This window comes from Leclercia barmai, from assembly GCF_049312895.1.
Lineage (GTDB): Bacteria > Pseudomonadota > Gammaproteobacteria > Enterobacterales > Enterobacteriaceae > Enterobacter > Enterobacter barmai.
The window spans coordinates 573529-588169 of record NZ_JBMNWZ010000003.1 but is presented as its reverse complement, the minus strand read 5'-3'; the positions used below and the strand labels follow the sequence as shown (position 1 = coordinate 588169).

Genomic DNA, 14641 nt, shown 5'->3' with positions numbered 1-14641 from the left:
CCTCGATTGAATAGCGAAATAAATATCAGCAAGGTGACGCAATGAAACGTATTCCCCATCAACTGATGGAGCTGAACAGCACTTTTATCTGGCACTGGCCCTGGTTTATTCAGGGCGTAAAAAGCGCGAAACAGCACGGCTTCACCGGCATCATCCTGCACCAACAGGAACTGCTTTCAGTACTTGCGACGCCCTCGCCGTTAAGCCAGAAACTCAACGTCGAGAACCTTATTCATCAGCAACATTACGCCCTGCACTATTTAAAGCGGGTCGACAGTTATCTGACGGAAAATAATTTTTCGTTCTGGCTTCAGGGTGAGGCCGCGCCCAATGACGACATTATTAAGCGTAAATTTCCTGAACTGACCTTCGACGAAAAAAGCGCGCCCGATTTCTGGCAGCATTTTTATGTCGCGATATTGCATCCGTTATTACCTGCGCTGCCCCATCTCGGCGGAATTATTCTCAGCCTGACGACGCCGGACTTTCAGACCAGCCGCTGGCAGCAAAGCCTGCATGATGTCTGGAGCCTGCTGCGCGCCCGGGGCAAGAAGCTCATCCTGCGCGACTTCATCGATAACAGCTGGCCGCGACAGCAGCTCTCAAACATGCTGGCGACGCTCCCGGACGACGTGCGCGCATCGGTAAAAGCCACCGAGCTGGATTACCATCCCGGCTTTGCCAACCACCCGCACATCGCCACCCTGCCGGGGCATAAAAAGTGGATCGAGTACGATCTCTTCGGCACCGGCTACGGCTGGACCGCGCTGCCGTGCTATCTGGCCGATGAGATCGGCGGCCGCTTAAGCTGGGCGCTCAGCGCCGCAGAGAACGAAATCGAAGCCATCACCTCCCGGGTGAGCTGGCAGTGGCTGCCCGACAGCCGGGTGATGGACTCCGTCAACGCCATCAACCTCTTCGGCCTCTCTGCCGCCAACCAGGCCGCCGATGCGGCGCTGCCCGGTATTTTCACGCGCTGGGCCGAGCATCATCAGCTGGGCTTTCGCTCCCTGCAGGACAAGCATCAGCTCGCGACTATCGTCCACGCCAGCTACGACTGGCTGTGTAAAACGCCAAACTTTCTTGGCCGACGGCTGCACTACCAGAGCCAGATCCCGGAGAGCATTGCCCAGGCGCAGCAGCTGCTGCATATGGATACCCGCAGCGCCAACTGGCTGCACGCCTGGCAGCCGCTGATGCCCGCTGACGATCCTGCGGCTGGCAAAGAGCAGCGTGAGCGGGTGGCGCTGGAAAAAGAGGCCGCCTGCTTCCTTGCATCACGCACGCTGCAAAACCTGCGGGAGCTAATGCCGCGCATGACCTGCCCGGACGACACCCTGGAGATCCTGCTGGCCGCCTGGCGCAGCGCGGAGATCTACAGCCAGATGTTTTCCCATGTGGCTGCCGCCGTTACCGACGTGCTGTGGCTCGACCACTACGGCGCAAACAGCCTGCCCGCTGATACCCTGCAGAAGCATCAGCAGCGCCTGCTGCACTACGCCGACACCCTGGCGCGCTGGCTGGCGAACCCGCCCGTCAGCGGCCCTTTGTTCCTGCCGCTGCTGCTGAGCCCGGAGCGCCTGCAGCGCTTTGCCAGAAGCCTCAGCGAGTCGCGGTAACTAAAGCATAAAAACTGCGGCCAGGGTTGTCTGTATTGCGCGCGGAGGGAAAGCGGAGGAACGGCGTGAAATCGGGAAAAGTGTGATGGTCTTAGCGGATTGCAGATAAAGCCTGTGATGCGCGTCGGCTTTTTCTGTTTTGGTGACGTGATTAACGTCACCTGAAGGGGGAAAAAATGTGATCCCCGACCAGCGGCCGGGGAGGGGATTTTAGTGCGCGCGGCCCTGCTCAACGCCGAGGCCAGTCTGGGAACGGATAAACTGGGCGCGGAACTTCTCACGCTCCAGATTTCCTTCCGCCGAGTTATCCGTGGCGGAGAAGATCCAGATCCCAATGAACGCCACCGCGATGGAGAACAGCGCCGGGTATTCGTAAGGGAAGATGGCTTTTTCGTGACCGAGGATCTGCACCCAGATGGTTGGGCCGAGGATCATCAGGATCACCGCCGTCAGCAGGCCCAGCCAGCCGCCAACCATCGCACCACGGGTGGTCAGTTTTGACCAGTACATGGAGAGCAGAATGATCGGGAAGTTACAGCTCGCCGCAATCGAGAAGGCCAGTCCCACCATAAAGGCGATGTTCTGGTTTTCGAACAGGATACCCAGCAGGATCGCCACCACACCCAGCACCAGGACGGTGATTTTGGAGACTTTCAGCTCATCGCGCTCGGAAGCGCCTTTACGCCAGACGTTGGCATAGAGGTCGTGGGAGACCGCAGACGCACCAGCCAGGGTCAGGCCCGCTACCACCGCCAGGATGGTGGCGAAGGCCACGGCGGAGATAAAGCCGAGGAACAGGTTGCCGCCCACCGCGTCAGCCAGGTGCACCGCCGCCATGTTGTTGCCGCCAATCAGCGCGCCCGCCGCATCCTTGAAGGCCGGGTTTGCACCCACCAGCATGATGGCGCCGAAGCCGATGATAAAGGTCAGGATATAGAAGTAACCCATAAAGCCGGTGGCGTAGAGCACGCTCTTACGCGCTTCACGCGCATCTGACACGGTGAAGAAACGCATCAGAATGTGCGGCAGGCCCGCAGTACCAAACATCAGACCCAGCCCCAACGACAGCGCCGAGATCGGATCTTTCACCAGCCCGCCCGGGCTCATGATGGCTTCGCCTTTCGGGTGAACCGCCATTGCTTCGCTGAACAGGTTATTGAAGCTGAAGCCGACGTGCTTCATCACCATAAAGGCCATAAAGCTGGCACCGAACAGCAGCAGCACAGCTTTGATGATCTGCACCCAGGTGGTGGCGAGCATGCCGCCAAACAGGACGTACATCACCATCAGCACGCCCACCAGCACCACCGCGACATGGTAGTTCAGGCCGAACAGCAGCTGGATCAGCTTACCGGCACCCACCATCTGGGCGATCAGGTACAGGGCCACCACCACCAGCGAGCCGCAGGCGGAAAGGGTACGGATCGGCCCCTGCTTCAGGCGATAGGAGGCCACGTCGGCAAAGGTGTAGCGCCCGAGGTTACGCAGACGTTCGGCGATCAGGAACAGAATAATTGGCCAGCCGACGAGGAAGCCGAGGGAGTAAATCAGCCCGTCGTAGCCGGAGGTGTAGACCAGCGCGGAGATGCCGAGGAACGAGGCCGCCGACATAAAGTCACCGGCAATCGCCAGCCCGTTCTGGAAACCGGTAATGTTGCCGCCCGCGGTATAGTAATCGTTGCGGGAGCGCACTCGTTTTGACGCCCAGTAAGTAATGTATAGCGTCAGCACCACGAAGATCAGGAACATCACAATCGCCTGCCAGTTGGTTGGCTGGCGTTCCACCGCGCCGCCAATGGCATCGGCGGCATTTGCCGCAAAGGGGAGGGTGGCGGCAAGCGCCGTCAGGACTCTCTTCATGATGCTTTTACCTCACGCAGAACCGCTTTATTCAGACGGTCGAACTCACCGTTAGCACGAATGACATACACCGCGGTCAGCACGAACGAAATCACGATCACGCCGATACCGATAGGGATGCCGCGGGTTACGCTGGTACCCGCATGTAATGGGGTACCGAGCCAGTGTGGGGCGAAGGCAATAAGCAGAATAAAGCCAACGTAAATGATTAACATGATGATAGATAACATGAAGGCAAACCGTTGCCGTTTATCCACGAGCTCCCTGTAGTGCGCACTGTTCTCTATCTGCTGACAAATATTTTCATTCATCACAGAATCTCCAAAGGTAAGGTTGGTTTTTTTTAGTCCCCTCTCCCCTTTGGGGAGAGGGTTAGGGTGAGGGGAGAGGGAGAAAACAAATTACGATGGCATTGCGATGGCCTGCTTCTCTTCGAGCAGCTTGTCCACCACGCCAGGATCGGCGAGCGTTGAGGTGTCGCCTAAATTGCTGGTATCGCCCGCCGCAATCTTGCGCAGAATACGGCGCATGATCTTGCCGGAGCGGGTTTTCGGCAGCGAGTCGGTCCAGTGCAGCACGTCCGGGGTGGCAAGCGGGCCAATCTCTTTACGCACCCAGTTACGCACTTCGGTGTACAGCTCCGGCGACGGCTCTTCACCGTGGTTCAGCGTGACGTAGGCGTAGATCGCCTGGCCTTTGATGTTGTGCGGAATACCGACCACGGCCGCTTCGGCAATCTTCGGATGCGACACCAGCGCCGATTCAATCTCTGCGGTACCCAGACGGTGGCCGGAGACGTTCAGCACGTCGTCCACGCGACCGGTGATCCAGTAGTAGCCATCTTCATCACGGCGCGCGCCGTCGCCGCTGAAGTACATGTTTTTGAAGGTGGAGAAGTAGGTCTGCTCAAAGCGATCGTGATCGCCAAACAGGGTACGCGCCTGGCCAGGCCAGGAGTCGACGATCACCAGGTTGCCCTCGGTGGCCCCTTCCAGCGGTGTGCCTTCGTTATCCACCAGCGCAGGCTGCACGCCAAAGAACGGACGGGTCGCAGAGCCGGCTTTCAGCTGGGTCGCGCCCGGCAGCGGGGTGATCATGAACCCGCCGGTTTCGGTCTGCCACCAGGTGTCGACCACCGGGCACTTCTCATTACCGATCTTCTTCCAGTACCACTCCCAGGCTTCCGGGTTGATCGGCTCGCCCACGGACCCGAGGATGCGCAGGGAGGAGCGGTCGGTGCCTTCGATCGCCTTGTCGCCTTCCGCCATCAGGGCGCGAATAGCGGTCGGGGCGGTGTAGAGAATATTGACCTGATGTTTGTCCACCACCTGGCTCATACGCGCCGGGGTCGGCCAGTTTGGTACGCCTTCGAACATCAGGGTGGTAGCGCCACACGCCAGCGGGCCGTAGAGCAGGTAGCTGTGACCGGTGACCCAGCCCACGTCGGCGGTGCACCAGTAGATATCGCCCTGATGATAATCAAAGACATACTTAAAGGTGGTGGCCGCATAGACCAGATAGCCGCCGGTGGTGTGCAGCACGCCCTTCGGCTTGCCGGTAGAGCCGGAGGTATAAAGGATAAACAGCGGATCTTCGGCGTTCATCGCTTCCGGCTGGTGCTGGTCGCTGGCCTGCTCAATCAGGTCGCTCCACCACAGGTCGCGGCCTTCATGCCATTCAATGGCATTGCCGGTGCGCTTCAGCACAATCACGCTGTTAACGCTGTTCACATTCGGGTTTTTCAGCGCGTCATCGACGTTCTTTTTCAGCGGAACGGCACGGCCTGCACGCACGCCTTCGTCGGCGGTGATCACCAGTTTTGAACTGGAGTCGATAATACGTCCGGCCACCGCTTCCGGTGAAAAGCCGCCAAAGATTACGGAATGCACCGCACCGATGCGGGCGCAGGCCAGCATCGCCACGGCCGCTTCCGGCACCATCGGCATATAGATAGCCACCACGTCGCCTTTCCGGATGCCCTGGGCCAACAGCACGTTGGCAAAGCGGCAGACGTCGCGGTGCAGTTCGCGGTAGGTGATATTTTTGCTCTGGGTGGCGTCGTCGCCTTCCCAGATGATTGCCGTCTGGTCCCCGCGCTCGGCGAGATGGCGATCCAGGCAGTTAGCGGCCAGGTTCAGGGTGCCGTCTTCATACCATTTAATCGAGACGTTGCCTGGGGCAAAAGAGGTGTTCTTGACCGTCTGGTACGGGGTGATCCAGTCAAGGATTTTGCCCTGCTCGCCCCAGAAGGCGTCAGGGTTGGTGATGGACTGCTGATACTTCTCCTGGTACTGCTCCGGGTTAATCAGGCAGCGGTCCGCAATATTTGCGGGAATGTCGTGTTTATGGACTTGGCTCATGGTTTTTGTTCTCCTTGTAGGATGTTAATAATATGTCGCAAAAACGTTAATTGTAGGGGCTTTGCCAGCTTTGTTTACTTTTTGGGCGACAGATCACGCAAATGTTACAGAGTACAAAAAACGAGCAAATGACACTTTGAAGAAAAATAATTGCTCTTAAGGATTATTTGCTTTTATGGATAAAAAAGTTTTTTTATAACAAAAGGTTATTTTTCATCATCAACACAAATTAGCGTAACAACCTCTTTTGTCAGTCAAATGCCTTGTTCTGAAAGGCTTGCGCAGCATGCCGTGCAAGTGGTACTGATACCGCGCGTTAAAAAACCCCATAAATGAACGCAACACAATTCATACCCTTTCAGTATGTGTCGTCCCCTTCGTTTTACGAGTACGAACACTTCATTGAGGAAGTTTCTTGTCATGAAAAATTTGAAAGTCAGCCTGGCCTGGCAAATTTTGCTGGCCCTTGTGCTGGGTATCTTGCTGGGTAGTTATCTGCATTATCACAGTGACAGCCGCGAATGGCTGATCGCCAACCTCCTGTCGCCTGCCGGTGATATCTTTATTCATCTGATCAAGATGATTGTGGTGCCGATTGTCATCTCGACGCTGGTGGTAGGGATTGCCGGGGTCGGTGACGCGAAGCAGCTGGGCCGCATCGGCGCAAAAACCATCCTTTATTTCGAAGTGATCACTACGGTGGCCATCATTCTTGGTATCACGCTGGCGAATGTGTTCCAGCCTGGTGCCGGCATTGATATGTCGCAGCTGGCGACGGTGGATATTTCGAAATACCAAAGCACGACCGCCGATGTGCAGAGCCACTCTCATGGTCTGATGGGCACTATCCTGTCGCTGGTGCCGACCAATATCGTGGCGTCGATGGCGAAGGGCGAAATGCTGCCGATTATCTTCTTCTCGGTGCTGTTTGGTCTGGGGCTGGCCTCGCTGCCGTCCACCCACCGCGAGCCACTGGTGACCGTGTTCCGCTCCATCTCTGAAACCATGTTCAAAGTGACCCACATGGTGATGCGCTATGCCCCGGTCGGCGTCTTTGCGCTGATCTCGGTGACGGTGGCGAACTTCGGTTTTGCCTCCCTGTGGCCGCTGGCGAAGCTGGTGATCCTGGTTCACTTCGCGATTATCTTCTTCGCCCTGGTGGTGCTGGGGCTGGTGGCGCGCATGTGCGGGCTGAGCATCTGGATTTTGATCCGCATCCTGAAAGACGAGCTGATTCTGGCGTACTCCACCGCCAGCTCCGAAAGCGTACTGCCGCGCATAATCGAGAAGATGGAAGCCTACGGGGCACCGGCGTCGATCACCAGCTTCGTGGTACCGACCGGGTACTCCTTTAACCTCGACGGTTCGACGCTGTACCAGAGTATCGCCGCCATCTTTATCGCCCAGCTGTACGGGATCGACCTCTCCCTGTGGCAGGAGATCGTACTGGTGCTGACCCTGATGGTGACCTCAAAAGGGATTGCCGGCGTGCCGGGCGTATCCTTTGTGGTACTGCTGGCGACCCTGGGAAGCGTGGGTATTCCGCTGGAAGGCCTGGCGTTTATTGCCGGTGTTGACCGTATCCTCGACATGGCGCGTACCGCGCTGAACGTGGTGGGTAATGCCCTGGCGGTGCTGGTGATTGCCAAGTGGGAACACAAATTCGACCGTAAGAAAGCGCTGGCGTACGAGCGCGAAGTGCTGGGTCGTTTTGATAAGACCGCTGACCAGTAAATAAAAAAGCCGGGTTGCGCTAGCGCTAACCCGGCCCCTCACCCTGACCCTCTCCCCAAAGGGGAGAGGGGATAAATCACTCCCCGCTTAACGCATCAAACTCCTCGCATCCGGTATCAAACCCTTCGCTACAGCTCAGATTTAACCAGTACAGCGCCTTCTGTTTATTTGGAGTGATAAACCCGGCCTCGCCCTGCTGAAACACCTGACCCGCCCAGTATTCCGCGTAGCCCGTACGCGAGAGAGTGGAGCTCTGCTTAAACCACTGCGCGGCCTGCACGTCATCCTGCGCCACCTCCACGCCGTTGGCGTAGATCAGCCCCAGCAGCAACCGGGCATCGACGGCGGCGTCATCTTCGGTATTCTCTGCGACTTTATGCAGCAAGCTCAGCGCCTGCGGATAGTCGGTTTTCCCCGCCCGGGTATTCACCAGCAGCCGCGCCAGCATCACCGCCCCCGGCGAACTGTCCGCCACGGTGGCCTGCTGCGCCAGCCCTTTCGCCTGCGCCAGATCGCCGTGCTTAAACTTAATCTGTGACAGCAGCGCCATGGCGTCCACGTCGCCGCCTTTGGCCGCTTTTTCGGCCCACATTTCGGCCTGCTTATCATCGCCCGAACTGTAATACGTTTCGGCAAGATAATACTGGGCACGGCTGTCGCCCGCCTCGGCCTGCTTCAGGTACTGACCGCCAATCTCCTCGGCGTTCGCAAGTGAAGTAAAAAGTATCAACAACAGATAAAGGTGTTTCATGCGTTATTTTCTTAGGGGTACATAGCGGGCAGTATAAGCGCGCTATGTGAAGAAAAAAATGGGTGCATTAAGACCTCAACCTCCCACAAGCCGGGCGGGTTTCCCCGCCCACTAACGTCAACCCGCTGCGCAGGCTAATTTAGTTGCCACTTCATATTTTTCAGCCTTTATTGTGAACTCGCATAACGTGCCGCGATTAATAAAGGCGAATAGTATTATGGTCAGGCAAATAATAAGTATTATGCCTAACACAGTTTTAAATGGCGTCATGCCCTTTACTCCTTGCTAAGAAAAGAATAAGGGGCTATCCTCAACTTGTTGGGAGTTGAGGGATAGCCCCCGGTTAATGGAAACATTGCCGGGGTTTTTCACTTTCTGTCCCTCAATACGGCTTAAGACAGAAAGTCTTAAGCACCCGCCGTTAATCTTATCCTTATGAAGTAAAAAGAAAAGATGTAATCCACTTTGTGTGAAATTACATTTCTCTGGAATCATGCTCGCAAAATAATATTCGTTTTTTGAATTCTAAAAGCCCAAATAAAAAAGGAGTGAATATTTCACCCCCTTTTATTCGTGGTTCCGTTAATTAAATTAACCCATTGCGGTTTCCCGTAACCGTTTTTTCAGCGCGTTATATTCATCGATAACATACTGCTCGGCGGCAGCCTGATCCGCTATCGGCTCGACACGTACGGCACAATATTTATATTCAGGTGTTTTGGTTATCGGGCTCAGGTTTTCCGTCACCAGCTCGTTGCAGGCGCCAATCCACCACTGGTAGGTCATATAGACCGCACCTTTATTGGGACGCTCGCTCACCTGCGCCCGGGTGATCACCCGGCCCTTGCGGGAGTTGACCCATACCAGCGCCTCATCCTCAATGCCTAGCTGTTTGGCATCTTCAGTGTTGATTTGCACATAGCCGGGCTCATCGGCCAACGCCGAAAGCGCCGCACAGTTGCCGGTCATGGAGCGGCAGGAGTAATGCCCCACTTCGCGCACGGTGGAGAGCACCATCGGATACTCCGGCGAGAGCTTGTCCATCGGCGCCATCCAGTCGCAGGTGAAGAACTGCGCCAGCCCGTTCGGAGTATCGAATTTCTCCGCGAACAGGTACGAGGTGCCCTGGTCCTCCGGGGACTCGTCCCGGCACGGCCACTGGATATAACCCAGCTCGCCCATCTTCTCGTAGGTCGCCCCTTTGAAGCCCGGACAGAGCTGGCGCAGCTCATCCCAGATCTGCTGCGTGTTGTCGTAGTGCATCGGATAACCCATCCGGGTCGCGATCTCGCTGATAATCTGCCAGTCGGTTTTCAGATCCCACTTCGGCTCCACCGCTTTGAAGAAGCGCTGGAAGCCGCGATCGGCTGCGGTGTAGACCCCTTCATGCTCGCCCCAGGAGGTGGACGGCAGGACAACATCCGCCGCCGCCGCGGTTTTGGTCATAAAGATATCCTGGACAATCACCAGCTCCAGATCGTCAAAGGCCTTACGCACCGCCGACAGTTCGGCATCCGTCTGCAGCGGATCTTCACCCATGATGTACGCCGCCCGCACCTCTTTGTGGGCCGCGCGGTGCGGTAACTCGCTGATACGGTAGCCGGTGTGCGCTGGCAGGCTCTCGACGCCCCAGGCTTTGGCGAATTTCTCGCGGTTTTCCGGAAACTTAACGTACTGATAGCCCGGATAGGTATCCGGCAGGGCTCCCATATCGCAGGCCCCCTGAACGTTATTCTGCCCGCGCACCGGGTTGACCCCGACATGGGCTTTCCCGAGATTGCCGGTCAGCATGGCGAGGCTGGTCAGCGCCCGTACCGTTTCCACCCCCTGCCAGAACTGGGTGACGCCCATTCCCCACAGCAGGGTGGCCGTTTCCGCCCCGGCATACAGGCGCGCGGCCTGACGGATCTCCCGGGCGCTTACGCCGGTAATGGCTTCCACCGACTCCGGCGTATAGCTTTCGACGATTTTTCTGTATTCCTCAAAGCCTTCCGTGCGGGTGGCAACGAAAGCCCGATCGTAGAGATCCTCTGCAATAATCACCTGCCCGATGGCATTGAGCAGGGCGATGTTCGAGCCGTTTCGCAACGCGATATGCATATCGGCAATGCGCGCGGTTTCAATGCGCCGCGGATCGCAGACGATAATTTTCGCCCCGTTCTGCTTCGCGCGCAGAATGTGATTCGCAACGATGGGGTGCGAGTCCGCCGGGTTATAGCCGAAAATAAACACTAACGCAGTATTATCAATCTCGTTGATGGCATTGCTCATGGCGCCATTACCGACCGACTGGTGCAGACCTGCAACCGAGGGGCCGTGTCAGACGCGCGCGCAGCAGTCGACGTTATTGGTGCCGATAACGGCGCGGGCAAACTTCTGCATCAGGTAGTTGGTTTCATTCCCGGTGCCGCGTGAGGAGCCGGTGGTCTGGATCGCGTCGGGGCCGTGCTTTGCTTTAATGGCGCTGAGGCGGCTGGCGACATAATCCAGCGCGTCATTCCAGGAGACGGCTTCCAGCTTGCCGCCGCGTTCTCTGCGGATCATCGGGGTTTTCAGACGCGGGGTCAGGATTTGGGTATCGTTGATAAAATCCCAGCCAAAGTAGCCCTTCAGGCACAGCTTGCCCTGGTTGGTTTTGCCGTCGGCAGCCTCCGCCCGGACGATATTGCCGTTATCGACCACCAGGTTGATCTTGCAACCTGATGCGCAATAGGGGCAAACCGTGATGACGTTTTTCATCGCTCTCGCTCCATGTCAAATGATGCTGATGTGTCGGTGTAGTATGCAGCTTCTATGCCACATCCTTGTTGTGGTTTTTCCCAGACTTTACGGGGGAATCCTGGTCAAAACCCTGACCAGAAGCAGGCGAGCTGCAAAAAATGTCGCAGCGGAAGTGACGGGGATGTGACGGCGGTTGAAGATCCGAGACGGAAAGGGCGTTTGGGCTGGAGCCTTGCACAGAATGGGCCAGACTGATTGTTATCTTCTCTATGGGATCCCGTGATGAAACCAGCAATTCTGGTGGTCGATGACGACACCGCGGTCTGCGAACTGTTGCAGGACGTCCTCAACGAGCACGTCTTTACCGTCCATGTGTGCCACAACGGTCAGGATGCCCTGCGTCTGGCCCGGCAGCCGGATATTGCCCTGGTGCTGCTGGATATGATGCTGCCGGATATCAACGGCCTGCAGGTGTTGCAGCAGCTGCAAAAGCAGCGTCCTGAGCTGCCGGTGATCATGCTCACGGGCCTTGGCAGCGAGTCGGATGTGGTGGTGGGCCTTGAGATGGGAGCCGACGATTATATCGGTAAACCCTTCAACCCCCGGGTGGTGGTGGCCCGCGTCAAAGCCGTGCTGCGCCGCACCGGCGCGCTGGCGGCGGAACCCGCGGCCGTCGCCCGGGCGGGAGGGATCAGCTTTAACGGCTGGACGCTGGATACCGCCCGCTGTGAGCTGATTGACGCCGCGCGCAGCGTGGTCCCCCTGACCCAGGGTGAATACGGTCTGCTGCTGGCGCTGACGCAAAACGCCCGTCGGGTGCTGAGCCGGGAACAGCTTCTGGAGCTGACCCACAGCGAAAGCGCGGAGGTGTTTGACCGCACCATTGATGTGTTGATCATGCGCCTGCGCCGCAAAATCGAAATCAACCCCCACCAGCCGCTGTTGATTAAAACCATCCGCGGGCTGGGTTACGTGTTTGCCGCCGACGTCCAGCATGGCGACAGGGCGGCCTAAACCAGACGGTTTTCGGCGATAAACAGCTGTAATTCCTGCAACGTTTTCGCCCCGTCGATGGCGTTAGCCGCCAAAAGGCTCGCCCGCGCGCAGGCGTGCGCCAGCTGAATACTCTCCGTTAGCGACAGCGACTCGTGACAGCCATACAAAAAACCGGCGCAGAAGGCATCGCCCGCGCCGACGCTGCCGACAATCTCAGCCTGCGTCAGCCGCCACGAGGGGATCCAGCTCCCTTCCTGGCCCGGCTCCTGACCCCATGCCCCTTCCGGACAGTGGATCACCACCCTGGCGTTGACCCCCGCCTTCAGCAGTTGCTCTGCGGCAGTGGCGATGTGGGCGATCGCCGGGGCATCGTTATCGTCACGCATGTGCAGGCCGCTGAATTCGCCCGCCTCCAGCTCGTTGATCACCAGATAGTCGAGATGACGCAGGGCAGGGAGCACCAGCGGCTGATAGCGCGGATCGCCCTTGCGCGACACCAGGTCTAGAGAGGTCTTAAACCCCGCAGCGCGCATCTGGGCCAGCAGCCGCGCGCTGCGGGTGCCGAACTCCTCGTCCGGCATATCCAGGCTGTCGAGCAGCAGCAGATAGCCCAGATGGAAAATCTTCATGCTGAGATCGAGCCGGTCAAAGGCGGGCAGATCCAGCAGGCGGTTGGCCCCCGGCGAGTGGAAAAAGGTGCGCTGGCCGCTGGGGTCGGTCATCACCTGCGACATGGAGGTCGGGGCGAAGGTGGTGCGCTGCACCCGCTGGCGGTTGACGTGATACTGGTCGAGCATGGCGAGAATATAATCCCCGTCGTGATCGTCTCCCACCAGCCCGACCGCCTGCAGCGGCATCCCGGCGTGCATTTTCGCCAGGGTTAACAGCACGTTGAGCGGCGCGCCGCCGGTGGCGCGCTCGCTGTGGGTGATCTCCGCCAGCCAGCCGCGCTCCGGCCACTGCACAATCTGGTGGACATGATCCACCAGCATATTCCCCGCCGCGATAATCCCCCGGCGTTCCATCAGGCAAACCCCGCGCTGCCAAAGGTCCGCATCTGCGCGGCGACGGTGTCGGTAATGGCCTCTTCGATGCCCAGCAGCAGCTCGGCAAACTCATCGTACAGCGGCTGTCGGTTGGCCATGCGCTGTTCCACCGCCGCCAGCGCCGCCTGGGACATGCCGGTATAGAAGTTGATTTTGTGGATCCCGAGCTCAATGGCGCGGCGGAAATCGGCGTCGCTGATCCCGGACCCGCCGTGCAGCACCAGCGGCAGGCCGGTTTGCTGGCGGATGGCGTCAAGACGCGCAAAATCGAGTTTTGGCTCGCCCTTGTACTTGCCGTGGGCATTGCCGATGGCCACCGCCAGGGCGTCGATGCCGGTCTGGTCGACAAACTCACGCGCCAGGGCAGGATCGGTGAAAAAGGCTTCGTCGGCGTGGCCGTACAGGGCACCGCCCTCATCGCCACCCACCGCGCCCAGCTCCGCCTCCACCGACACGCCAACCGCGTGGCACATCTTCACCACCTCCCGCGTCTGGCGAATATTCTCCTCGTAGCTGAGCGCTGAGCCATCGAACATCACCGAGCTGAACCCTAAGCGCAGCGCCCGCACCACCGCCTCGAAATGCAGGCCGTGATCGAGATTCAGCACCACCGGAATGTCATGCCGGGCGGCTTCGAACTTCACCGCCTCCACCAGGGAGTCGAGCGAGACGTACTTAAAATGCACTTCGGCAATGTTGATGATAAAAGGCGAGTTCTCCTGGCGGGCCGCGGCAAACAGCGCGCGCAGGAAGTGAGAGTCGAGGACGTTAAAGGCCCCCAGCGCGTAACGGTGTTCCCGGGCGTGCGCCAGCCCTTCAGCGAGAGAGATAAGCGGCATCAGTGACTCCTTACGGGCGAAACAGGCTGTACTCGTTACACAACACCAGCACGGCCGGTTCGTCTTCATCAATGTGGTTATAGCGGGCGGTGGGTTGCAGGAAGTGGTTGTCGGTGTCGTCGTCATTCACCGAAGAGACCTCCCCGACCAGCACATCCCCAAAGCCCGCTTCACCCCAGAAGCTGTGGTACAAACCGGGCGGCAGGCAGATGCTCTCTCCCGGTGTGAGACGGATATGGCTGCCCGCGACGTGGGTCTGCTGGCATCCGTCGATGGAGACGGTGATATCGCCATCCTCTTTCTGCTCATCCTCATCGGCGTTCCACAACTCCACAATCAGATTGCCGCCGCCGCGGTTGATGATGTCCTCGCGCTTGCGCCAGTGGAAGTGCAGGGGCGTTACCTGGCCGTCGCGCACGTGCATGATCTTTTCTGCGTAGCATCTGGCCCACGGCTTGCCGCCGGGTGAACCGTTACGCAGGGTAAACAGGGTCAGCCCCTGCGCCGCAAAATTGTCCCCGCCGAAGGCGGTCACGTCCCAGCCGAGACGCAGCTCGAACACTTCGCGCCAGGCGTCAGCCTCAAGCTGCTGCCAGCGGGCAGGGGGAAAGCTGGCAAAAGGGGGCAGATGCACATCGTGCATGGAGAAAAACTGCCGCGTGTGGCCGAGGATTTCGTTGATTTCGGAGCGTTTCATAAAGACCCCTCACCCTGC

General features: G+C 58.3%; 12 protein-coding genes. 3 read left to right on the top strand and 9 right to left on the bottom strand.

Going from position 1 to position 14641, the window contains the following annotated elements; all coding sequences use genetic code 11:
- Nucleotides 1–41 precede the first annotated feature (41 nt).
- Nucleotides 42–1619, top strand: a complete 1578-nt coding sequence (locus tag ACOYA6_RS15435) for a hypothetical protein (RefSeq protein ID WP_422654958.1) — start codon at nucleotides 42–44, stop codon at nucleotides 1617–1619.
- 210 nt (nucleotides 1620–1829) lie between these two features.
- Here ACOYA6_RS15435 and actP read toward each other — a convergent pair whose 3' ends face one another.
- The 3 genes from actP to acs form a co-directional block, all read right to left on the bottom strand.
- Nucleotides 1830–3479, bottom strand: coding sequence for a cation/acetate symporter ActP (gene actP, locus ACOYA6_RS15430; protein ID WP_039031962.1), 1650 nt, complete (start codon nucleotides 3477–3479; stop codon nucleotides 1830–1832).
- Complete coding sequence (locus tag ACOYA6_RS15425) at nucleotides 3476–3790, bottom strand: DUF485 domain-containing protein (protein ID WP_138370037.1); 315 nt, start codon at nucleotides 3788–3790, stop codon at nucleotides 3476–3478. Before ACOYA6_RS15425 ends, actP begins: the two co-directional genes overlap by 4 nt.
- A 90-nt stretch (nucleotides 3791–3880) precedes the next feature.
- Nucleotides 3881–5839 carry an acetate--CoA ligase gene (gene acs, locus ACOYA6_RS15420; protein ID WP_138370038.1) on the bottom strand — a complete coding sequence of 653 codons (1959 nt, stop codon included), beginning with the start codon at nucleotides 5837–5839 and terminating at the stop codon, nucleotides 3881–3883.
- A gap of 420 nt (nucleotides 5840–6259) precedes the next feature.
- Here acs and gltP point away from each other — a divergent pair, with 420 nt between their 5' ends.
- Nucleotides 6260–7573, top strand: coding sequence for a glutamate/aspartate:proton symporter GltP (gltP, locus tag ACOYA6_RS15415; protein WP_139563996.1), 1314 nt, complete (start codon nucleotides 6260–6262; stop codon nucleotides 7571–7573).
- Between the two features lie 76 nt (nucleotides 7574–7649).
- Here the strand turns inward: gltP and ACOYA6_RS15410 are convergent, their stop codons facing one another.
- From ACOYA6_RS15410 to fdhF, 3 genes are all read right to left on the bottom strand, one after another.
- Complete coding sequence (locus ACOYA6_RS15410) at nucleotides 7650–8324, bottom strand: tetratricopeptide repeat protein (RefSeq protein ID WP_039031965.1); 675 nt, start codon at nucleotides 8322–8324, stop codon at nucleotides 7650–7652.
- Nucleotides 8325–8441: 117 nt separating this feature from the next.
- Nucleotides 8442–8594 (bottom strand): Hok/Gef family protein, encoded by a 153-nt coding sequence (locus tag ACOYA6_RS15405; protein ID WP_422654957.1) that lies wholly within the window; start codon nucleotides 8592–8594, stop codon nucleotides 8442–8444.
- Between the two features lie 321 nt (nucleotides 8595–8915).
- Nucleotides 8916–11063, bottom strand: coding sequence for a formate dehydrogenase subunit alpha (gene fdhF / locus ACOYA6_RS15400; RefSeq protein ID WP_422654956.1), 2148 nt, complete (start codon nucleotides 11061–11063; stop codon nucleotides 8916–8918).
- 264 nt (nucleotides 11064–11327) lie between these two features.
- Between fdhF and ACOYA6_RS15395 the strand changes: the two genes are divergently transcribed.
- Nucleotides 11328–12059, top strand: a complete 732-nt coding sequence (locus ACOYA6_RS15395) for a response regulator (RefSeq protein WP_139563999.1) — start codon at nucleotides 11328–11330, stop codon at nucleotides 12057–12059.
- On the opposite strand, the gene ACOYA6_RS15390 is transcribed toward ACOYA6_RS15395, so the two are convergent.
- Genes ACOYA6_RS15390 through ACOYA6_RS15380 form a run of 3 tightly spaced genes read right to left on the bottom strand, consistent with a single transcriptional unit; the run spans nucleotide 12056 to nucleotide 14623 of the window.
- On the bottom strand, nucleotides 12056–13069 hold the full coding sequence (locus ACOYA6_RS15390) for a carbohydrate kinase family protein (protein WP_422654980.1): 1014 nt from the start codon (nucleotides 13067–13069) through the stop codon (nucleotides 12056–12058). The two genes, ACOYA6_RS15395 and ACOYA6_RS15390, sit on opposite strands and share 4 nt — an antisense overlap.
- Nucleotides 13066–13926, bottom strand: a complete 861-nt coding sequence (locus ACOYA6_RS15385; RefSeq protein WP_422654955.1) for a ketose 1,6-bisphosphate aldolase — start codon at nucleotides 13924–13926, stop codon at nucleotides 13066–13068. Before ACOYA6_RS15385 ends, ACOYA6_RS15390 begins: the two co-directional genes overlap by 4 nt.
- 10 nt (nucleotides 13927–13936) lie before the next feature.
- Nucleotides 13937–14623, bottom strand: a complete 687-nt coding sequence (locus tag ACOYA6_RS15380) for a D-lyxose/D-mannose isomerase (RefSeq protein ID WP_422654954.1) — start codon at nucleotides 14621–14623, stop codon at nucleotides 13937–13939.
- Nucleotides 14624–14641: the final 18 nt, after the last annotated feature.